Annotated in this window: 19 protein-coding genes; 8 read left to right on the top strand and 11 right to left on the bottom strand. The window is 60.5% G+C overall.

The genetic code is table 11. From position 1 onward, the window contains the following. Window positions 1-9: 9 nt before the first annotated feature. From cysG to B9N88_RS23255, 6 genes are read right to left on the bottom strand one after another with little or no spacing between them, the layout of a single operon-like run. Window positions 10-1,404: a siroheme synthase CysG gene (gene cysG / locus B9N88_RS23280; protein WP_027606347.1), complete on the bottom strand. Its 1,395-nt coding sequence runs from the start codon at window positions 1,402-1,404 to the stop codon at window positions 10-12. Further along, on the bottom strand, window positions 1,405-2,685 hold the full coding sequence (gene serS / locus B9N88_RS23275; protein WP_027606346.1) for a serine--tRNA ligase: 1,281 nt from the start codon (window positions 2,683-2,685) through the stop codon (window positions 1,405-1,407). 16 nt (window positions 2,686-2,701) lie between these two features. Next, window positions 2,702-3,076, bottom strand: coding sequence for a fluoride efflux transporter CrcB (gene crcB, locus B9N88_RS23270; RefSeq protein ID WP_027606345.1), 375 nt, complete (start codon window positions 3,074-3,076; stop codon window positions 2,702-2,704). Further along, entirely contained in the window at window positions 3,076-4,398 is a 1,323-nt protein-coding gene (locus tag B9N88_RS23265) for a replication-associated recombination protein A (protein WP_027606344.1), read from the bottom strand. Before B9N88_RS23265 ends, crcB begins: the two co-directional genes overlap by 1 nt. A gap of 27 nt (window positions 4,399-4,425) precedes the next feature. Next, window positions 4,426-5,049, bottom strand: coding sequence for an outer membrane lipoprotein periplasmic chaperone LolA (lolA, locus tag B9N88_RS23260; protein WP_027606343.1), 624 nt, complete (start codon window positions 5,047-5,049; stop codon window positions 4,426-4,428). Between the two features lie 54 nt (window positions 5,050-5,103). Then, window positions 5,104-7,512 (bottom strand): DNA translocase FtsK, encoded by a 2,409-nt coding sequence (locus B9N88_RS23255; RefSeq protein ID WP_027606342.1) that lies wholly within the window; start codon window positions 7,510-7,512, stop codon window positions 5,104-5,106. A 498-nt stretch (window positions 7,513-8,010) separates the two neighbouring features. Between B9N88_RS23255 and aat the strand changes: the two genes are divergently transcribed. The 3 genes from aat to infA all read left to right on the top strand — a co-directional run bounded on the left by aat (window position 8,011) and on the right by infA (window position 9,773). Then, window positions 8,011-8,691 carry a leucyl/phenylalanyl-tRNA--protein transferase gene (aat, locus tag B9N88_RS23250; protein WP_027606341.1) on the top strand — a complete coding sequence of 227 codons (681 nt, stop codon included), beginning with the start codon at window positions 8,011-8,013 and terminating at the stop codon, window positions 8,689-8,691. A gap of 55 nt (window positions 8,692-8,746) precedes the next feature. Continuing rightward, window positions 8,747-9,454, top strand: a complete 708-nt coding sequence (locus B9N88_RS23245) for an arginyltransferase (RefSeq protein WP_027606340.1) — start codon at window positions 8,747-8,749, stop codon at window positions 9,452-9,454. 100 nt (window positions 9,455-9,554) lie between these two features. Continuing rightward, on the top strand, window positions 9,555-9,773 hold the full coding sequence (gene infA / locus B9N88_RS23240; RefSeq protein ID WP_002553999.1) for a translation initiation factor IF-1: 219 nt from the start codon (window positions 9,555-9,557) through the stop codon (window positions 9,771-9,773). Between the two features lie 163 nt (window positions 9,774-9,936). On the opposite strand, the gene clpA is transcribed toward infA, so the two are convergent. Then, window positions 9,937-12,207, bottom strand: a complete 2,271-nt coding sequence (gene clpA / locus B9N88_RS23235; RefSeq protein WP_027606339.1) for an ATP-dependent Clp protease ATP-binding subunit ClpA — start codon at window positions 12,205-12,207, stop codon at window positions 9,937-9,939. Between the two features lie 29 nt (window positions 12,208-12,236). Next, window positions 12,237-12,605 carry an ATP-dependent Clp protease adapter ClpS gene (gene clpS / locus B9N88_RS23230; protein WP_010567912.1) on the bottom strand — a complete coding sequence of 123 codons (369 nt, stop codon included), beginning with the start codon at window positions 12,603-12,605 and terminating at the stop codon, window positions 12,237-12,239. A 225-nt stretch (window positions 12,606-12,830) separates the two neighbouring features. Here clpS and cspD point away from each other — a divergent pair, with 225 nt between their 5' ends. After that, window positions 12,831-13,109, top strand: coding sequence for a cold shock domain-containing protein CspD (gene cspD / locus B9N88_RS23225; protein WP_043293603.1), 279 nt, complete (start codon window positions 12,831-12,833; stop codon window positions 13,107-13,109). Between the two features lie 81 nt (window positions 13,110-13,190). Here the strand turns inward: cspD and icd are convergent, their stop codons facing one another. Then, window positions 13,191-14,447, bottom strand: a complete 1,257-nt coding sequence (gene icd / locus B9N88_RS23220) for an NADP-dependent isocitrate dehydrogenase (protein WP_027606337.1) — start codon at window positions 14,445-14,447, stop codon at window positions 13,191-13,193. Window positions 14,448-14,940: 493 nt separating this feature from the next. Between icd and B9N88_RS23215 the strand changes: the two genes are divergently transcribed. Then, entirely contained in the window at window positions 14,941-17,166 is a 2,226-nt protein-coding gene (locus B9N88_RS23215; RefSeq protein ID WP_027606336.1) for an NADP-dependent isocitrate dehydrogenase, read from the top strand. Between the two features lie 57 nt (window positions 17,167-17,223). Here B9N88_RS23215 and B9N88_RS23210 read toward each other — a convergent pair whose 3' ends face one another. Both B9N88_RS23210 and B9N88_RS23205 read right to left on the bottom strand, forming a co-directional pair. Further along, complete coding sequence (locus tag B9N88_RS23210) at window positions 17,224-18,096, bottom strand: LysR family transcriptional regulator (protein WP_027606335.1); 873 nt, start codon at window positions 18,094-18,096, stop codon at window positions 17,224-17,226. Between the two features lie 72 nt (window positions 18,097-18,168). Next, the gene (locus B9N88_RS23205; RefSeq protein WP_051429364.1) at window positions 18,169-19,065 is read right to left on the bottom strand and encodes a DMT family transporter; all 897 of its coding nucleotides are present in this window, start codon (window positions 19,063-19,065) and stop codon (window positions 18,169-18,171) included. A gap of 189 nt (window positions 19,066-19,254) precedes the next feature. Here B9N88_RS23205 and B9N88_RS23200 point away from each other — a divergent pair, with 189 nt between their 5' ends. Genes B9N88_RS23200 through hflD form a run of 3 tightly spaced genes read left to right on the top strand, consistent with a single transcriptional unit; the run spans window position 19,255 to window position 21,505 of the window. After that, on the top strand, window positions 19,255-19,701 hold the full coding sequence (locus B9N88_RS23200; protein ID WP_027606333.1) for an NUDIX hydrolase: 447 nt from the start codon (window positions 19,255-19,257) through the stop codon (window positions 19,699-19,701). Window positions 19,702-19,760: 59 nt separating this feature from the next. Then, window positions 19,761-20,885 (top strand): tRNA 2-thiouridine(34) synthase MnmA, encoded by a 1,125-nt coding sequence (mnmA, locus tag B9N88_RS23195; protein WP_027606332.1) that lies wholly within the window; start codon window positions 19,761-19,763, stop codon window positions 20,883-20,885. Continuing rightward, the gene (gene hflD, locus B9N88_RS23190) at window positions 20,882-21,505 is read left to right on the top strand and encodes a high frequency lysogenization protein HflD (protein WP_027606331.1); all 624 of its coding nucleotides are present in this window, start codon (window positions 20,882-20,884) and stop codon (window positions 21,503-21,505) included. Before mnmA ends, hflD begins: the two co-directional genes overlap by 4 nt. Window positions 21,506-21,550 lie beyond the last annotated feature (45 nt).

The raw sequence follows: 21,550 nt of genomic DNA, 5'->3' as shown, positions 1-21,550 counted from the left end.
AGAGTGTTGTCAAACCTGAGACTGGGCGCCTTCAAACCACTTCAGCTTCTCGCGCAGCACCACCACCTCACCGACGATCACCAGCGTCGGCGCATGCACTTCATGCTCCGCCACCATGCGCGGCAAGTCTGCCAGGGTGCCGGTAAACACGCGCTGGTTGGACGTGGTGCCCTGCTGGATCAACGCCGCCGGGGTATCCGCGGCACGCCCATGCTTGATCAGTTGCTCACAGATGATCGGCAAGCCAATCAAGCCCATGTAGAACACCAGGGTCTGCGACGGCCCTACCAGGTCACTCCAGGGCAGGTCCGACGTCCCATTCTTCAAGTGCCCGGTGATAAAGCGTACCGACTGTGCGTAGTCGCGATGGGTCAGCGGAATCCCGGCGTACGCCGCGCAACCACTGGCTGCGGTGATCCCCGGCACCACCTGGAACGGGATGCCATGGGCCGCCAGTTCCTCGATTTCTTCACCGCCACGACCAAAGATGAACGGATCGCCCCCCTTGAGGCGCAGCACGCGCTTGCCTTGCTTGGCCAAGTCCACCAGTTGCTGGTTGATCTGGTCTTGCGGCACGGCGTGGTCGGCGCGGCGCTTGCCGACGTAGATGCGCTCGGCATCACGACGGCACAGCTCCAGAATCGCCGGCGCCACCAAACGGTCGTACAGCACCACGTCGGCTTGCTGCATCAGGCGCAGGGCACGGAAGGTCAGCAGGTCCGGGTCGCCCGGGCCGGCACCGACCAGGTACACCTCGCCCGGCGCATAAGGCGGTGCGCCGTTGACCTTTTCGATCAACAGACGCTCAGCCTCATCGCCCTGCCCGGCCAACTGACGGTCGGCAATCGGCCCTTGGAACACTTCTTCCCAGAACGCCCGACGCTGCTGCACATCCGGGTACAAGCCTTTGACCTGGGCACGAAAGCGCGCCGCCAGCCCGGCCAACTGGCCGTAGGTGGACGGAATCCAGGTTTCCAGCTTGGCCCGGATCAAGCGCGCCAGCACCGGCGCATCCCCGCCGCTGGACACCGCGATCACCAAGGGCGAACGGTCGACAATCGCCGGGAAGATCACGCTGCACAAGGCCGGCGCGTCCACCACATTGACCGGTACGCAACGACGCTTGGCGTCACTGGACACTTGCGCGTTCAGTGGCTCGTCGTCGGTCGCCGCGATGATCAGGGTGCAGCCTTCCAGGTCGGCCTCCTGATAACCGCGCAGAATCATTTCCCCGCCACTGCCCTGCACCAACTCGCGCAACTGGTCTTCGATCTGGGGAGCAACCACCCGCAGCACGGCGCCGGCGTCAGCCAGCAGGCGGGATTTGCGCAAGGCAATCTCCCCCCCACCGACGACCAGCACACGACTGCCGCGCAGGTTATGAAACAGCGGCAGGAATTCCATTTAGCGGATGACCTCGACGCCCGCCATGTAAGGCTTGAGCACTTCAGGTACGCGGATCGAACCGTCAGCCTGCTGGTAGTTTTCCAGCACCGCCACCAGGGTGCGACCTACAGCCAGGCCCGAACCGTTGAGGGTGTGCACCAGCTCCGGCTTGCCGGTTTCCGGGTTACGGAAACGCGCCTGCATGCGCCGGGCCTGGAAATCACCGCAGTTGGAGCACGACGAGATCTCGCGGTATTTGTCCTGGCTGGGTACCCACACCTCGAGGTCGTAGGTCTTCACGGCGCTGAAGCCCATGTCGCCGGTGCACAGCGCCAGGACGCGGTACGGCAGCTCCAGCAGCTGCAGGACACGTTCGGCGTTGGCGGTCAGGCCTTCCAGGGCGTCCATGGAGGTCGACGGCTCGACCACTTGCACCATCTCGACCTTGTCGAACTGGTGCTGGCGGATCATGCCGCGGGTGTCACGCCCCGACGCACCGGCTTCACTGCGGAAGCACGGGCTGTGGGCGACGAACTTGAGCGGCAGTTGCTTGGCATCGAGGATCTCGCCGGCAACGATATTGGTCAGCGACACTTCGGCGGTCGGGATCAGGTACAGATCGGCTTCGCCATCGCGGCTGATCTTGAACAGGTCTTCCTCGAACTTCGGCAGCTGGCTGGTGCCCATCAGCGCCGGCGCCTGCACCAGGTACGGAGTGTAAGCCTCTTCGTAACCGTGCTCGCCGGTGTGCAGGTTGATCATGAACTGCGCCAGGGCACGGTGCATGCGTGCGATCGGGCCGCGCAGCAAGGCAAAGCGCGCACCGGACATTTTGGCGGCGGTTTCGAAATCCAGGCCACCGGTCAATTCGCCCAGGGCGACGTGGTCCTTGATCTCGAAATCAAAGGCCGTTGGCGTGCCCCAGCGGCGCACTTCGACGTTGCCGTCTTCGTCGTCGCCAATCGGCACGGACTCGTGCGGCAGATTGGGGATGCCCAGCAGGATCGAATCCAGCTCGGACTGAATGCCTTCCAGCTCGACCTTGCCGTCGGACAGCTCGGTGCCCATGCGCTCGACGTCCGCCATCAACGGCGCGATGTCTTCGCCACGTTGCTTGGCCTGACCGATGGATTTGGAACGCGCATTCCGCTCAGCCTGCAGTGCTTCGGTGCGGGTCTGGACGGTCTTGCGCTGTTCTTCCAGCGCTTCGATGCGCGCAACATCCAAGGCAAAGCCACGGGATGCCAGGCGGTCCGCTACGTCCTGAAGGTTGCTACGTAACAGTTTGGAATCGAGCATGTCGGTCTCTCGTTTATCAAAGTTTGGTCAAGGACAGGCCGGCCCAGGTGGCGAGCAGCCCGCCGAACACGCTGATGCCCAGGTACCCGAAGGCGACCAGGGCCTGCCCGCTTTCCAGCAGGCGCAGCGTATCCAGTGAAAAGGATGAAAAGGTCGTCAGACCGCCTACAAAGCCGACAATCAAGCCGGCGCGAATTTCAATCGGTACTTCCGGGCGCAACAGGAACCAGCCGTACAACAACCCGATGATCAGGCAACCCACCAGGTTGACCGCCAGGGTCGCCGCATAAAAATGCTTCGGCCAATTGGCGCTCACCCAAGTACCGGTGGCGAAACGCAATAATGTACCAGCGATGCCGGCTGCGGACACGGCAAGAATCGTCTTGAACACTACTTTCTCCGCTGTTTGGGGCTGAGGCGGTCGAGTTGGGCGAGGTGATTGAGCTTTTCACCGATCTTCAGCTCCAGGCCGCGGGGCACCGGCTGGTAGAACGGCTGCGGCTCAAGCTCATCGGGGAAATAGTCTTCGCCGGCGGCATAGGCGTCCGGCTCATCATGGGCATAGCGGTATTCATCACCGTAGCCCAGTTGTTTCATCAACTTGGTCGGCGCATTGCGCAGGTGCAGCGGCACTTCGAGGGAGCCGTGTTCGGCGGCCGCACGCAGGGCGGACTTGAAGCCCATGTACACCGCGTTGCTTTTCGGTGCGCAGGCCAGGTACGTGATGGCCTGGGCCACCGCCAGCTCGCCTTCCGGGCTGCCGAGGCGCTCCTGCACTTCCCAGGCCGCCAGGCATAGGCTCAAGGCACGCGGGTCGGCGTTGCCGATGTCTTCACTGGCCATGCGCACCACGCGGCGCGCCAGGTACAGTGGGTCGCAGCCGCCGTCGATCATGCGCGCAAACCAATACAGCGCGCCGTCCGGGTTGGAGCCGCGCACGGATTTGTGCAGCGCCGAAATCTGGTCGTAGAAAGCTTCGCCGCCCTTGTCGAAACGTCGACGCGTATCGCCGAGCAGGCTTTGCAACAGGTCGACGCCAATCTCGCTGCCGTCTTCGGCGAGGTCGGAGGCGTTCTCCAGCAGGTTGAGAAAGCGGCGACCGTCGCCGTCGGCAGCGCTGAGCAGGATCTTGAAGCCTTCGTCGCTGAGGCTCAGCTGACGCTTGCCCAGGCCCTTGTCTTCGCTCAAGGCACGGTGCAACAGCTTCTGCATCGCGGCTTCGTCGAGGCTCTTGAGCACATAGACCCGCGCCCGCGAGAGCAACGCATTGTTCAATTCAAACGAAGGGTTTTCGGTGGTGGCACCGATAAAAATCAGCGTGCCATCCTCGACGTAGGGCAAAAACGCATCCTGCTGAGACTTGTTGAAGCGATGCACTTCGTCGACAAACAGGATGGTGCGCTTGCCGTACTGCCCGGCCTGCTGCTTGGCCACCTCGACGGCCTGGCGGATCTCCTTGACCCCGGCCAGCACGGCCGAGACCGTTTCGAAGTGTGCATCCGAGACTTTTGCCAGCAGCCGCGCCAGGGTGGTCTTACCCACGCCCGGCGGCCCCCAGAAAATCATCGAGTGCAGCGCACCCTGCTCCAGGGCTTCGCGCAACGGCTTGCCGCGAGCGAGCAGGTGTTCCTGACCAACGTACTCATCCAGGTTGGTCGAGCGCAGGCGCGCGGCCAAAGGCTGGGCAATCGGGTCACTTCGAAACAGATCCATGGGCAGCGTTTGAAACCTCTGGGCAGTTTATTCCTGGATCACGTCGGCACCCTTGGGGATGTCGAACTTGAACTTGGACGCCGGTACCGGCTGGTTGGCCTTGACCCCGGAGAACAGGATATCGGTGCGCTGGCCGACGCTGTCGACCAGGCGCATGTTGTTGATAACGCCGTTGCCGAACGACAGGGACAGCGTGTCAAACAGCGTGTCCTTGGATTTCGGCTTGAGGGTGAACTCGATCACGTTGCTGGTCTGCTTGGAGGTGATGTCGAAGCTGTCGTTGATTTTCGACACGTCGCCCGAGAGCAGCAGCGCCGGCGTCTGGTTCAGGCGCGGGTCGAGCTTCTTGATGGTGGCCTGCTCCAGGTCCGGGTCCCACAGGGTGACTTTCTGGCCGTCCGAGACAATGGTCTGCTCGGCCTTGCCTTCGGTGTGCCAGTAGAACAGCCCTGGGCGCTGCACGGCCATCTCGCCGGCGGTTTCCTGCAACTGGGTGCCACCGGCATCCAGGGTGAGCTGGGAGAAGCGCGCAGTCAGGGTCTGGGATTTGTCCAACAGGTTTTTCAGGCTGGCGACGGAGGCCGGGTCAGCGTGGGCCGAAACAGCGGTCAGGGCCAGTACCGGCAACAACAGCATGCGGATAAGACGCATGGGAGTCCTCATTGAGTCGTAAGGGCGCGCCGCGTGCTGCCACGCGGCACGGAATCAGTCGCGCATCTGCCCGGGGGCGATGACTTCGCGCGAGCCGTTGGTGTTCATGGCAGTGACGACGCCAGCGTTTTCCATGGCTTCGATCATGCGCGCAGCGCGGTTATAGCCGATCTTCAGCTTGCGCTGCACCGCAGAAATCGAGGCGCGGCGGCTTTCCAGCACGAAGGCCACGGCTTCGTCATACAGCGCGTCGGTTTCGGCATCGTCGTCGCCACCGCTGCTGCCGCCGTCGAAGCCGCTGCCGGCCTCTTCGACACCGGCAAGGATGTCGTCGTTGTATTCGGGTGCGCCACGCAGCTTCCAGGCTTCCACCACGCGGTGCACTTCATCGTCGGAGACGAAGGCGCCGTGGACCCGGATCGGCAGGCTGGTGCCGGGCGGCATATAGAGCATGTCGCCGTGGCCCAGCAGTTGCTCGGCACCGCCCTGGTCGATGATGGTCCGTGAGTCGATCTTGCTCGACACCTGGAACGCCATGCGGGTCGGGATGTTGGCCTTGATCAGGCCGGTGATCACGTCCACCGACGGACGCTGGGTGGCAAGGATCAAGTGAATACCCGCCGCCCGCGCCTTCTGGGCGATACGGGCGATCAGTTCTTCGACCTTCTTGCCGACGATCATCATCATGTCGGCGAACTCGTCGACCACCACCACGATGGTCGGCAGCTTGCCCAGCAGCGGAGCCTCGTCGTGGATACTTTCGCGCTTGTACAGCGGGTCGGTCAGCGGCGTGCCGGCGTCCTGGGCCTCCTTGACCTTGGCGTTGAAGCCCGACAGGTTACGTACGCCCATCTTCGCCATCAGTTTGTAGCGGCGCTCCATCTCGGCCACGCTCCAGCGCAGGGCGTTGGCGGCGTCCTTCATGTCAGTAACCACCGGGCAGAGCAGGTGCGGAATGCCTTCGTAGATCGACAGCTCGAGCATCTTCGGGTCGATCATGATCAGCTTGGCGTCTTCCGGGCCGGATTTGAACAGGATCGACAGAATCATCGCGTTCACGCCCACTGACTTACCCGAACCGGTGGTACCGGCCACCAGCAGGTGAGGCATTTTGGCGAGATCGGTGATCACCGGCTTGCCGCCGATGTCGTGGCCCAGGGCCAGGGTGACCGGCGATTTGAAGTTGTCGTATTCGGGCGTCGACAGCACTTCGGAGAAACGCACGATCTGGCGGTCCTCGTTGGGAATCTCGATACCCACGGTGGTCTTGCCCGGGATCACTTCCACCACGCGCACGCTGGTCACGGCCAGGGAGCGCGCCAGGTCCTTGGCCAGGTTGGAAATGCGGCTGACCTTGACGCCGGCAGCCGGCTGGATTTCGTAACGGGTAATCACCGGGCCGGGATGGATCGAGTCCACCGACACCTCGACGCCGAATTCCTTGAGTTTGATTTCCAGCAGATGGCCGACGGCCGCCAGGGACTCAGGAGAATAGTTGAGTTGTTTCTTTTCGGCCGGGTCGAGGATCGAGATCGGCGGCAAGGTGCCTTCCACGGCGCTGTCGACAAACAACGGCGCCTGTTTCTCTTTCTGCACGCGGTGGCTGGGCTCGGCCGGCTTGGGCGGCGCCGGGGCGATCACCGGCGGTACCTGCTTCTCGCGGTCCGACATGTGCTTGCTCAGGGCCTGCTCGCGTTCGATCAGGCGTTCCTTGACCTTGGCCTGCTCACGGCGGTCCGGTGTGCTTGGGGCCACCACTTCGTTGACGCGGGTATCCACCTCGCGCAACTGGGCCACCATGCGCTTGCGCTCGACCCGGGCGGCCCACCAGCGGTTGGCAGCGCCCTGGAACAGCTCCAGCAGGTCGAGGGTGATCTTGCCCGTCACGTCCATCACCTTGAACCACGACAGGTCGGTGAACACGGTGAGGCCAAACAGGAACAGCGCGATAAACATCAGGGTGCTGCCCTGGATATTCAGGGTCTTGCGCGCCAGGTCGCCGAGGCTCTCACCCAGCGCCCCACCCGCACCCGCCGGCAGGCCGGTGGGTGCGTGAAAATGAATATGCGCCAGCGCGGCACCGGACAGCACCAGGAATACCAGGCCGATCAGGCGCCACGAAAACAGCCAGCCGCTCCACTGCCACGGCTCATGACGCTGGCGGAAGATCTGCCAGGTCTTGATCGCCAGCAACAACGGGAAGATATAGGCGAAGTAACCCAGCACCATGAACAGGATATCGGCGCTGTAGGAACCGGCAGGCCCACCGAAGTTCTGCACGTCTTCGATCTTGCTGTTGTGGCTCCAGCCCGGATCGTCCTTGCCATAGGTGAGCAAGGCCATCATCAAGAACAGGCACAGCGCGCCGATAGCGATCAGCGCGCCTTCCTTGAGTCGATAGTGCAGGTGCTGGCGCCAGGCCGGCACGACGGCTGCTTTAGGTGTTGCGGCGGATTTCTTCAAAACGGGTCTTTTCCTGCGCCTGTTAGCGCGTCCATCTGTTGAATAAGTGCAAATACTGCCCAATCCGAGCAGTTGAAAAATGAACGAACGTCGTGGAATCTACTTTTAACACTGGGCGATTGCTGGATGAAATGGCGATAACGCCACAATGGCCGCATTGTACGGGTTTGTGTTGCGGTTGCCACGCCACTTGGCTTTCTTCAGGCAGCATAGCCAATTGTGTGTCACAACATGTTCAATTTGAGCATGCATTGTCTTTGCTGACAAAGGCTTATGAGCTGTTTTTACCAATCCAGGCAAGCTTGGCAAATGGCCTGCATGGGCCAGACCCGATTACGACCACGCCTCACGCAGAGAGTTGCAGAAACACCCGCTCACGCTTATGCACGCCAACAGCCGATTCGGGCTGGCCCCACAGCGCTGCGTCGACAATAATCACACCCCTTGGGGCACGCGATCCGCCTGCCACTCCCCTCCCCTTCCGCAAGCCTGGATGCCATGCTGACCTGGTTACAACGCGACTCACTGACATTCCCCCCGCTGGCCAAGGCCATGCGCGAACCCAATGGCCTGCTCGCCGCCGGCGGCGACCTGTCGGCCGAACGACTGGTGCAAGCCTACCGCCACGGTTGCTTTCCCTGGTTCTCGGAGGGCCAGCCGATCCTCTGGTGGTCGCCGGACCCGCGCACCGTGATATTCCCCGACGAGCTGCACGTCTCCCGCAGCCTGGGCAAACTATTGCGCCAGCAGCGCTATACCGTGACCTTCGACCAGGACTTTGCCGCCGTCATCCAGGCGTGCGCCGCGCCGCGTGCGTATGCCGATGGCACCTGGATCACCGAAGGCATACAGAGCGCCTACCTGACGCTGCACCAGCGCGGTTACGCCCATTCGGTGGAGGTATGGGACAACGGCGAGCTGGTAGGCGGCCTGTATGGCCTGGCGATGGGCCAGCTGTTCTTCGGCGAGTCGATGTTCAGCCGTGCCGACAACGCCTCGAAATTCGGCTTTGCCACATTGACCCGGCAATTGCAGGCCTGGGGCTTTGTACTGATCGACTGCCAGATGCCCAACGACCACCTGCACAGCCTGGGTGCCCGCGCCATATCCCGCAGCGACTTTGCAGGTTTCCTGCGCAACCATCTGGACCAACCCAACGCAGGGCCATGGGTTTCTTAGGCGACATCCGCACACCTGGCTTACACTTATTTCAAAGCTTATCCGAGGGTTGATCATGACCGAGTTGGCGCGTTTGAAGTTTTATGCCACTCAACCCCACTCTTGCAGCTATCTGCCCGACGAGCAGGCCACCACGCTGTTCCTCGACCCCAGCCAGCCAATGGATGTGCACGTGTATGCCGATCTCTCGGAAATGGGTTTTCGACGCAGCGGCGATCATCTGTACCGGCCCCACTGCCAGAACTGCAATGCCTGCGTGCCGGCACGCATCCCCGTGGCGCAGTTTCTGCCGGACCGCAATCAGAAGCGCATCCTCAAGCGCAATGCCGACCTGACGGTGGCAGCTGCCAAGCCGCGATTCACCGAAGAGTATTTCGACCTGTACCAGCGCTATATCGAGCAGCGCCACGCCGACGGCGATATGTTCCCACCGAGCCGAGACCAGTTTTCCACCTTCCTGGTGCGCGACCTGCCGTTCTCGCGCTTTTACGAATTTCGCGCGGACGGCCGCCTGGTGGCCGTCGCCGTGACCGATTTGCTGCCTAACGGCCTGTCAGCGGTCTACACCTTCTACGAGCCGGCCGAAGAGCGACGCAGCCTCGGGCGTTTCGCGATTCTCTGGCAAATCGGTGAAGCACTGCGCCTGGAACTCGAGGCGGTGTACCTCGGATACTGGATCAAGAACTGCAAAAAGATGAATTACAAGACCCAATATCGCCCCATAGAACTGCTGATTAATCAAAGATGGGTCACGCTTAACTAGAACCCCTTGGCTTAAACACCCTTTTTCGGGCACAATGCACGCCGCTTTTGCCTGGCGCAGTTGCACCGGGCCATTCACTGGATACCGAGGGCTTTACTGCATGTCGAAAGAAGACAGCTTCGAAATGGAAGGCACTGTCGTCGACACCCTGCCCAACACCATGTTTCGTGTGGAGTTGGAAAATGGGCACGTCGTAACCGCGCATATCTCCGGCAAGATGCGCAAGAACTACATTCGTATTCTTACCGGTGACAAAGTGCGCGTCGAGCTGACGCCCTATGACTTGAGCAAAGGGCGTATCACTTACCGCGCTCGCTAAGCAAGTCAATACAAGACGCCCGGTTATGCCGGGCGTTTTTGTGTGCATGGGATTTCTCAAACACCGAGGGATCCTGCGGGAGGGGGCAAGCCCCATTCTGAGAATTGCATTTCAAGACAGCAAAAAGGCGCCTTTCGGCGCCTTTTGCGTTGTTACAGAACGATCAGGCCATTTCAGCCGTGGTTTCGAACTCGAAGGTCAGCTCGCCATCCTTCAGGTCGATATGCACCACGCCACCATGGTCGGAAAGCTCGCCAAACAGGATCTCTTCGGCCAGCGGCCGCTTGATCTTGTCCTGGATCAGGCGCGCCATCGGGCGAGCGCCCATTGCCGCGTCGTAGCCACCTTCGGCGATCCAGCTGCGCGCCGCTTCCGTGACATCCAGTTGCACGCGCTTGTCTTCCAACTGCGCCTGAAGCTCGGTAAGGAACTTGTCCACCACACTCTTGATGACCTCATGGCTGAGGCGACCAAACTGGATAATGGTGTCCAGGCGATTGCGGAACTCCGGCGTGAAGCTCTTCTTGATCACTTCCATCGCATCGGACGAGTGATCCTGGTGGGTAAAGCCGATCGAAGCCCGCGCGGCCGTCTCGGCACCGGCGTTGGTGGTCATGATCAGGATGACATTGCGGAAGTCCGCCTTGCGCCCGTTGTTGTCGGTCAGGGTCCCGTGGTCCATTACCTGCAGCAGCAGGTTGAAGACTTCCGGGTGAGCCTTCTCGATTTCATCGAGCAGCAGTACGCAATGGGGCTGCTTGGTAATCGCTTCGGTCAACAGACCGCCCTGGTCGAAACCGACATAGCCCGGAGGCGCACCGATCAGGCGCGACACGGTGTGACGCTCCATGTATTCGGACATGTCGAAGCGCACCAGCTCGATCCCCATGGCCTTGGCCAATTGCCGCGCCGCCTCGGTCTTGCCGACACCGGTAGGACCGGCGAACAGGAACGAACCGACAGGCTTGTCCGGCGACTTGAGGCCCGCACGCGACAGCTTGATCGCAGTGGACAGCGCGTCGATCGCTGCGTCCTGGCCGAACACGGTGAGCTTGAGGTCGCGCTCCAGGTTACGCAGCAGCTCCTTGTCAGAACTGTTGACGTGTTTTGGTGGAATCCGCGCGATCTTCGCGACAATGTCCTCGACCTGAGGCACGTCGATGCGCTTAACACGCTTCTCGACCGGCTGCAGGCGTTGGTAGGCCCCGGCCTCGTCGATCACATCGATGGCCTTGTCCGGCATATGCCGGTCATTGATGTAGCGCGACGCCAGCTCAGCGGCCGCACGCAACGCCTCATCGGTGTACTCGATGCCGTGGTGCGCTTCAAACCGCCCCTTGAGCCCGCGCAGGATGCCGATGGTGTCTTCGACCGACGGCTCGGACACGTCGACTTTCTGGAAGCGACGCGCCAGGGCACGGTCTTTCTCGAAGATGCCGCGGAATTCCTGAAAGGTGGTCGAACCGATGCAGCGGATATCACCCGACGACAACAACGGCTTGAGCAGGTTGGAAGCATCCATCACCCCACCGGATGCCGCACCCGCACCAATGATGGTGTGGATCTCGTCGATGAACAGGATCGCCTGCGGGCGTTTTTTCAGCTCGCCGAGCAGAGCCTTGAAGCGCTTCTCGAAATCGCCACGGTACTTGGTCCCGGCGAGCAACGCGCCCAGGTCAAGGGAGTAGACGACACTGTTGGCCAGCAGGTCCGGCACCTGGTTGTCGACGATGCGCTTGGCCAGGCCTTCGGCAATCGCGGTCTTGCCCACGCCCGCCTCACCCACCAGCAACGGGTTGTTCTTGCGACGGCGCGCCAGGATCTGCGCTACGCGCTCAACCTCAAGCTCACGCCCCACCAGCGGATCGATCCGCCCCTGGCGCGCCAGCTCGTTGAGGTTGCTGGCATAGGCATCCAGCGGGTTGCTTGAAGAAGAAGACTCACCGCCCTCGTCGTCCTGCATATCCTGCTCACCCTCGGAATGATCGCCGTGCCCAGGCACCTTGGAGATACCGTGGGCGATGTAGTTGACGACATCGATACGGGCAACGCTCTGCTGCTTGAGCAGGAACACTGCCTGGCTTTCCTGTTCGCTGAAGATCGCCACAAGCACATTGGCGCCTGTGACTTCACGCTTACCGGAGCTCTGTACGTGGAAAACAGCACGCTGCAATACCCGCTGGAAGCCCAGGGTTGGCTGGGTCTCGCGGTCCTCGTCATGCACGGGGATCAGTGGCGTGGTGGAGTCGATAAACTCCTGCAGGTCATGCTTGAGCTTGTCGAGATTGGCGCCGCACGCACGCAGAACCGTGGCGGCAGCTTCGTTATCCAAAAGTGCCAGCAGCAGGTGTTCGACGGTCATGAATTCATGACGCTTCGAACGAGCCTCCTTGAAGGCAAGATTGAGGGTGACTTCGAGCTCGCGGTTTAACATAGCTTCACCTCATACCCAAGTGGTCGGCGTTAACCGTCCTTCTCGATTTCACAGAGTAGCGGATGCTGGCTTTCCCTGGCGTACTGGTTGACCTGCATGGCCTTTGTCTCGGCGATGTCACGGGTAAACACTCCACATACTGCCCGTCCTTCTGTGTGAACGGCCAGCATTACCTTGGTCGCCAACTCGCGGTTCAGGTTAAAAAACACCTCGAGCACTTCGACCACGAAATCCATCGGTGTGTAGTCATCGTTGAACAAAACCACCTTGTACATCGGCGGCGCCTGTAAAGCAGGCTTGGCCTCCTGAACAGCAATGCCTGCAGAACCGTCGTCATCGTGTTCGTGATCCGGTCGATCCTGATTGAATGTTAGTCGAATCTGGCTGATTGCATGCATGGAAAGAAAGGTTCGTCAGTGGTTCAAATACAGTGGTGGGGGCGACCTGTCAGAATTTCAACTCCTGACCACCCGGTCGCCTTGACTATCGGCAAATCGGTGTTACAACCAATAGAACCCACAGTGGGTAAAAAAGGTCCGCGCAGTCAACCTTATTTATTCGGGTTAGGACGGATAAACTGGATGATACTCCAGTGATGGAGTCTGGTGCAGAGGGATATGGGTATGTCTGGCGTCAAGATCAGTGGCAAGGTCAAGTGGTTCAACAATGCCAAGGGATATGGCTTTGTTAATGAAGACGGTAAAACCGAGGACCTTTTTGCGCACTACTCAGCGATTAACATGGATGGGTACAAAACGCTGAAGGCGGGCCAAGCTGTGAGCTTTGAAATCATTCAAGGACCGAAAGGGCTGCACGCCGTGAATATCGGTGCAGTGAAAGCCGAAACACATGAAAAAAACACGCCATCAACCGCTCATAACGAAAAGAAACAAACGGCCTGACACCCCGCGAAGCGAGTGACATGCGATAAAAAACCGGCCGCCCGATCGACTTGGGTTGGCCGGTTTTTTTGTACCAGGCTTTTACATATGCGAAATCAACGCATCCCCAAAGCCCGACGACGACACCAGCTTCGCGCCATCCATCAGGCGCTCGAAGTCATAGGTCACGGTCTTGGCCGAAATAGCACCATTGGTGCCCTTGATGATCAGGTCGGCCGCTTCGGTCCAGCCCATATGACGCAGCATCATTTCCGCCGACAGGATCAACGAGCCCGGGTTGACCTGGTCCTTGCCCGCATACTTGGGCGCAGTACCGTGGGTCGCCTCGAACATGGCCACGGTGTCGGACAGGTTGGCACCCGGCGCAATCCCGATACCGCCCACCTCTGCCGCCAGGGCGTCGGACAGGTAGTCGCCGTTCAGGTTGAGGGTCGCGATCACGTCATACTCGGCCGGACGCAGCAGGATCTGCTGGAGCATGGCATCGGCGATGGCATCCTTGACCACTACATTCTTGCCGGTCTTCGGGTTCTTGAACTGCATCCACGGGCCGCCATCCAGCAGGGTCGCACCGAACTCTTCAGCCGCCACTTCGTAGGCCCACTCCTTAAAGGCGCCTTCGGTGAACTTCATGATGTTGCCTTTGTGCACGATGGTCAGCGAGTCGCGGTCGTTATCCACTACATACTGCAGGGCCTTGCGCGCCAGGCGCTTGGTGCCTTCCAGCGACACCGGCTTGATCCCAATGCCGCAATCCTGGTCGAAACGAATCTTGGTGACGCCCATTTCCTCCTTGAGGAACTTGATGACCTTGGTCGCTTCCGGCGAGCCGGCCTTCCACTCGATCCCGGCGTAAATGTCTTCGGAGTTTTCGCGGAAGATGGTCATGTCCACGTCGCCTGGTTTCTTGACCGGGCTGGGCACACCTTCGAACCAGCGCACCGGGCGCAGGCAGACGTAGAGGTCGAGTTGCTGACGCAGGGCCACGTTCAGCGAACGAATGCCACCCCCTACCGGAGTGGTCAGCGGGCCCTTGATGGACACCACGTAATCCTTGACCGCATCCAGGGTTTCCTGGGGCAGCCAGGTGTCCTGGTCGTAGACTTGGGTCGCTTTCTCGCCGGCGTACACCTCCATCCACGAGATCTTGCGCTTGCCGCCGTAGGCCTTTTCAACAGCTGCGTCGACCACCTTGATCATCACCGGGCTGATGTCGACGCCAATACCGTCACCTTCGATATACGGGATGATCGGTTGGTCAGGAACATTGAGAGAATGGTCTGCATTGACGGTGATTTTGTCGCCGACTGCCGGAACCTGAATCTTCTTGTATCCCATGCTGAACTCCATCTATGGATTGAACATCTGGCTGCGTTCGAGCCTACTCCAGATAAATGGCGACTGAAACCTCGCGCCATGCTCATTTGCATCGAAAACAGCATAAATTGTCGCCTACAAGCCTGAAAGCAAAGGGAAAAGCGCCAATCTTGAGCACTTCGTGCGACTTTAGGCGTAACCCGGTACCTGCGACCTTTAGACCAATGGACGACACACCTTTTGTATGAAGGCTCGGCGTAAGCATAGCGACCTATGTATAATGCCGCCGCTGACCAAAGAGTCACGATGGCAGACCGCTCTGGAACAGGGCCCTCCGCTACAAAGCAGGACTAATACAATAGTCCACCCGCTTGACGCTCGACTGATGCAACCCAACATCACCGCGAAGAAACCTCGACCTTTCGCTCATGGATGACTTTGAACGAACGCGCTCCACCCGGCGCATCTCGAGTTTCTGCGCACGCTTTCAGCAAAGAAGAGAGTTAATCCGAATATGCCCACCCGCTCGAAGATCATCTACACCTTCACCGACGAAGCCCCAGCCCTCGCCACCTATTCACTGCTGCCTATCGTAGAGGCCTTCACCGCTTCCGCTGATATTGCCGTGGAAACCCGCGACATCTCCCTCGCAGGGCGCATCCTCGCAAGCTTCCCCGAGCAACTGGGCACCAAGGCCGTACCGGACCACCTCGCCGAACTGGGCGACCTGGCCGTTACCCCTGAAGCCAACATCATCAAGCTGCCTAACATCAGTGCCTCGACCCCGCAACTGCAAGCCGCGATCAAGGAACTGCAGGCCCAGGGCTATGCCCTGCCGGACTACCCGGAAACCGTAACCACCGACGCGGAAAAAGAAACCCGTGCACGTTACGACAAGGTCAAGGGCAGCGCCGTGAACCCGGTACTGCGCGAAGGCAACTCCGACCGCCGCGCGCCGCTGTCGGTCAAGAACTACGCTCGCAAGCACCCGCACAAGATGGGCGCCTGGGCTGCGGACTCCAAGTCCCACGTTGCCCACATGAGCAACGGCGACTTCTACGGCAGCGAAAAATCCGTACAGATCGAAGCCGCTGACGCGGTCAAGATCGAGCTGGTCGCCCAGGACGGCACCACCACCGTCCTGAAAGAAAAGACCACCGTCAAGGCCGGCGAAATCATCGACAGCGCGGTACTGAGCAAGAACGCCCTGCGCAGCTTCATCGCCGCTGAAATCGAAGATGCCAAGAAACAAGGCGTGCTGCTGTCGGTCCACCTGAAAGCCACCATGATGAAGGTCTCCGACCCGATCATGTTCGGCCAGATCGTTGCCGAGTTCTATAAAGACGCCCTGGCCAAGCACGCAGACGTGCTGGCACAGATCGGCTTCAACCTGAACAACGGCATCGGCGACCTGTACGCCCGCATCAAGGCCCTGCCGGCCGAGCAACAAGCCCAGATCGAAGCTGACATCCAGGCGGTCTACGCCGCTCGTCCTTCCCTGGCGATGGTCAACTCCGACAAAGGCATTACCAACCTGCACGTGCCGAGCGACGTCATCGTCGACGCCTCGATGCCGGCCATGATCCGTGACTCCGGCAAGATGTGGGGCACCGACGGCCAGCTGCACGACACCAAGGCCGTGATCCCGGATCGCTGCTACGCCACCATCTACCAGGCGGTGATCGAAGAGTGCAAGGCCAACGGCGCCTTCGACCCTACCACCATGGGCAGCGTGCCGAACGTTGGCCTGATGGCGAAAAAAGCCGAAGAGTACGGCTCCCACGACAAGACCTTCCAGGTCAAGGCTGACGGCGTCGTCCGCGTGACCGACAGCAAGGGCAACCTGCTGATGGAACAGAAAGTCGAAGCCGGCGACATCTTCCGCATGTGCCAGACCCAAGACGCGCCGATCCAGGATTGGGTCAAGCTGGCCGTCAACCGTGCCCGCGCCAGCAACACCCCGGCCATCTTCTGGCTGGACCCCCAGCGCGCGCACGACGGCGTCGTGGTCGAGAAAGTCCAGACCTACCTGAAAGACCACAACACCGAAGGCCTGGACATCCGCATCATGTCACCGGTCGACGCGATGAAGTTCACCCTGGAACGTACCCGCAAGGGCCTGGACACCATCTCGGTGACCGGCAACGTGCTGCGTGACTACCTGACCGACCTGTTCCCGATCATGGAACTGGGCACCAGCGCCAAGATGCTGTCCATCGTACCGCTGATGAATGGCGGTGGCCTGTTCGAAACCGGCGCCGGCGGCTCGGCACCGAAGCACGTACAGCAACTGCTGGAAGAAAACTTCCTGCGTTGGGACTCCCTGGGCGAGTTCCTGGCCCTGGCCGCTTCCCTCGAGCATTTGGGTGTGACGTACAACAACCCGAAAGCCCTGGTACTGTCCAAGACCCTGGACCAGGCCACCGGCCAGTTCCTCGACAACAACAAGTCGCCATCGCGCAAAGTCGGCAACATCGACAACCGCGGCAGCCACTTCTACCTGGCGCTGTACTGGGCCCAGGCCCTGGCCGCCCAGACCGAAGACACGGCACTGCAAGGCCAATTCGGCGAACTGGCCAAGACCCTGGCCGCGAACGAAGCAACCATCGTTGCCGAGCTCAATGCCGTACAGGGCAAGCCAGTGGACATCGGCGGCTACTACGCGCCGAACCCGGAGCTGACCAGCAAGGCCATGCGCCCAAGCAACACCCTCAATGCGGCGATTGCCAAGTTGAAGTAAGGTTGTAGGGACGCATCACAAACCCCGGCCACGTGCCGGGGTTTGTGTTTTCAGGGTTTATGCAACACCGTATTCCTCGCGCCATGCGGCCTCGATAATCGCCAGGAACTGCGGTTTGTACCAAGGCTCCCAGCCCGGCCTCTGCTTGAGTTCAACCCCAAACCCCGGCAGCGCAGGCAAATGCGCGAGCGCTTCGACGTTTTTCAAGCCCGGCACCTGGGCAAACCAGGGTAAAAGCGTCACACCGACTCCCGCCTGGACCGCTGAACGCAGCGACATCAAGTCTTCAGACTCATACACGCAGCGCCACCTGATGCCACTCTCCTCCAAACGCCGAATCGCCAGGCTCCTGAACACGCAGGGCGCCTTGAACAGCGCCAGCGAAACTTCCTGCCCTTCCATGGGGGCTGCCGCACACTCGCCACCCAGCCACATCAACGAAAGTGCATGCAAAGGCACGCCAGCGACTTTTGGCAACTCATCAATCATCAGGCCAATATCGATTCGTCCCTCACTGAACGCCTCTGCGAGCAACAGGGAACGCGCGACCTTGACCACAATTCGCACTGAAGGTAATTCAAGCGCCAGAGCAGGAATAATGCGCTGCAGGATTTCCTCGCTGAAATATTCGGGAATACCCAGCGTCACGGACTCTTGAGTGCGACTGGCATCAAACAGGCTCCCCACTTTGTCGTTGACGCTGACCATTTGCTGGGCATAGCCGGTCAAGCGCTCTCCTTCGAGGGTGAGCAACACCTGCCGATTGTCGCGGGCAAAAAGCTCGACACCCAGCAAATCCTCAAGTCGTCGAATTTGCTGGCTGATTGCCGGCTGGGTCAGGCTCAACGCTTGCGCGGCCCGGGTGAAACTGCCCAGCTCTGCGACCTTGAGGAAACTGCGCAGCGACTGAATATCAAGATTGACTCTCATGCCACACCCATGGGAGTGAGTAATTATTCCCCGCCATTAGTGCAAGGCGCCCGCTATACCTGTCAAGACTACCTACTTGGCGCGCACATGATTCATCCAATAAACCCCTGCCCCTGAAACAACAAACCCTACAATCGCCACCCCACTCGGCACCTCACCCAACACCAACGACGCCATGATCTGCGTGACCGCCGGAATCACATGAAACAAGTTCGTCGCCTTACTCGCCTCCCCGCGTCGAATCATCAAATACAGCAGCGACAGCGCACCCACGGAGTTCATCAGCGTGATCCAGGCCACCGACGCTGCGAATGGAACCCACTCGGTGACCTGCATGGTTTCGGTGGTGTAGGCCAGCAGCAACATGACCAACGACGCGGTGACCATCTGAATGAAACACCCCACCCATAGATTCACCCCGCCAAGAAAGCGCTTCTGGTAGAGCGTGCCAAGCGTGATACCCAATAGCGCCAAGCCCACCGCGCCGTAACCACCCACTGACGCCTCGGAGCCAAAAAAGCTGCTGGCCACGACGATGGCCACGCCGCCAACGCCGAGGATCGAACCCGGCAGGTCGCGCCAACTCAATTGTTCACCCAGGCAGAAATAGGCACCGATCACCACGAACACCGGCATCAGCCCGACGATCAATGCCGCCTGCCCTGCGGGAACGCCGTGGCTGATGCCGGTGTAAAGGCCGCCGAACTGCAGGGCCTGCAACAGCAGCCCCACTGTCGCAGCATGGAAGTAGGGTGCAAGTCGTTTCGGCCATTGCGCCTTGATGGCGAGTGCAACGCCCAGGAACACCAGGGCAGCCAGGGCAAACCGATAGAACGTCATGGTGAAGGGCTCGCCATAACGCACACCGAACGCACCGCCGATGTAGCCGGAACTCCACAGCAGGATGAAGGCAATGGGCAGTGGCGATGTAAGGCGTACTTCGTAGCTTTTATCGGCAATCGGGTTCATGACACTCTCCAAACTGAGGGTTCTGGAGAGATAAGCTGCGCCAGGCGCTGAAATCGGTAAAATCATAAAATGTCAGGCGCATCATGCAGATTGCTTATGCATCATCCTTGTGGGAGGGGGATTGCCCCCTCCCACACTGCTGTAATCCTGCTCCAAGACTGCGCTGCATTCAGAATCGAGAGGCATCCCATGACCTGGCAACCCCACATCACCGTCGCCACCATCGTCGAAGACAACGGCAAATTCCTGATGGTCGAAGAGCTCAAGGGCGGCCGCGCCGTGCTCAACCAGCCCGCCGGCCATCTCGACCCGCATGAAACCCTGACCGAGGCCGCCGTGCGCGAGACCCTCGAGGAAACCGGCTGGGACGTGGAAGCCACGGGTATCGTCGGCATCTACCTGTACACCGCACCCAGCAACGGGGTTACCTATCAACGCGTCTGCTTTATTGCCAAGGCACTGAAACACCACCCGGACTATCAACTGGACGAAGGCATCCTGCGCGCCCGCTGGTTGAGCCGTGACGAGCTGATGGCCGTGCGCGACGACTGGCGCAGCGAGCTGATCATCCGCTGTATCGATGATTACCTGGCCGGTCAGCGTCACAGCCTGGAATTGATCCGCCCTTCTCTTTAGCCTTGCGGGCCCAGGCCTGTTAGAATCGCGTCCTTTTTCAAGACACCCGTTGAAACCCTATGCGTGATCCAGCCCCTTCTGACACACAAAAGAAGCGCGTCATCGTCGGCATGTCCGGCGGCGTGGACTCTTCCGTTTCCGCCGTTCTGCTCATGGAGCAGGGTTATGAGGTGGAAGGCCTGTTCATGAAGAACTGGGAAGAAGACGATGGAACGGAATATTGCACCGCCATGGACGACCTCGCGGACGCCCAGGCCGTGTGCGACAAAATTGGCATCAAGCTGCACACCGCCAACTTCGCCGCCGAGTACTGGGACAACGTGTTCGAGCACTTCCTGGCCGAATACAAGGCTGGTCGCACGCCGAACCCGGACATCCTGTGCAACCGCGAAATCAAGTTCAAGGCGTTCCTCGACTACGCCATGATCCTTGGCGCCGATTTGATTGCCACTGGCCACTACGTGCGCCGCCGTGACATCGATGGCCGCACCGAACTGCTCAAGGGCCTGGACCCGAACAAGGACCAGAGCTACTTCCTGCACGCCGTCGGTGGTGAACAGATCGCCAAGACCCTGTTCCCGGTGGGCGAGCTGGAAAAGCCAGAAGTGCGCAGGATCGCCGAGCAACACGGCCTGGCGACCGCCAAGAAGAAGGACTCCACCGGGATCTGCTTTATCGGCGAGCGCCGCTTCAGCGACTTCCTCAAGCAGTACCTGCCGGCGCAGCCGGGCGAGATCAGGACCACCGACGGCGAAGTGATCGGCCGTCACCACGGCCTGATGTACCACACCATCGGCCAGCGCCAGGGCCTGGGCATCGGCGGCCTGAAGGATGCCGGCGAAGAGCCGTGGTACGTGCTGGTCAAGGACCTGGAACACAACGTGCTGATCGTCGGCCAGGGCAATGAACACCCGCTGCTGTTCTCGGGCGCACTGCTGGCCTCGGAGATCTATTGGGTCAACCCGATCGACCTGAGCACCCCGCGCCGCCTGACGGCCAAGGTACGCTATCGCCAGGGCGACCAGCCCTGCGTCCTGGAAAAAACCGCGACGGGCTACCGCGCCACCTTTGATGACCCGCAACGCGCGGTCACCCCTGGCCAGTCCGTGGTGTTCTATGACGGCGAAATTTGCCTGGGCGGCGGCGTGATTGAAGTCGCCGAAGCCTGGAGCAACCCGGCATGAGCCCGACCCAGGAGCAATTGACAGCACTCGGCGGGGTATTTCTCTCCGCCGTGCTGGTGGACAAGATCGCCAAGACCGGCCAGGTTACCGAAGCCGGCCTGACCTGCATGCTCGGCAGCCTGCTGATCCGCGACCCCAAGGACACCCTGGAAGTCTACGGCGGCGACGACCTCGCACTGCGTGAAGGTTACCGCGCACTGATCGGCGCCCTGGAGCGCGACCCGAGTACCTTGCAGCGTGAGCCGCTGCGCTACGCCCTGTCGATGCTCGGCCTCGAGCGCCAGCTGGCCAAGCGCGAAGACATGCTGGAAACCATCGGCAAACGCCTGCCGCAGATCCAGTCCCAGGTAGAACACTTCGGCCCGGCCCACGAAAACGTGATCGCCGCCTGCGGTGCGCTGTACCAGGACACCTTGAGCACCTTGCGCCAGCGCATCCAGGTGCACGGCGACATGCGCAACCTGCAGCAACCGAACAACGCCTCGAAAATCCGCGCACTGCTGCTCGCCGGCATTCGTTCGGCGCGGTTGTGGCGGCAATTGGGCGGTCATCGCTGGCAGCTGGTGATCAGCCGACGCAAATTGCTCAAAGAGCTTTACCCGTTGATGCGCAACGAATAAGTCGCACCGACAGGCTATTTTCAAGCCGTTACGCGTAATACGCCG

Origin of the sequence: Pseudomonas sp. LAMO17WK12:I1, assembly GCF_900177315.1 — a bacterium.
In the GTDB taxonomy this organism is placed as follows: Bacteria; Pseudomonadota; Gammaproteobacteria; order Pseudomonadales; family Pseudomonadaceae; genus Aquipseudomonas; species Aquipseudomonas marginalis.
Note: the sequence above shows the minus strand (reverse complement) of the source record. Positions and strands in the feature narration are given on the sequence as shown.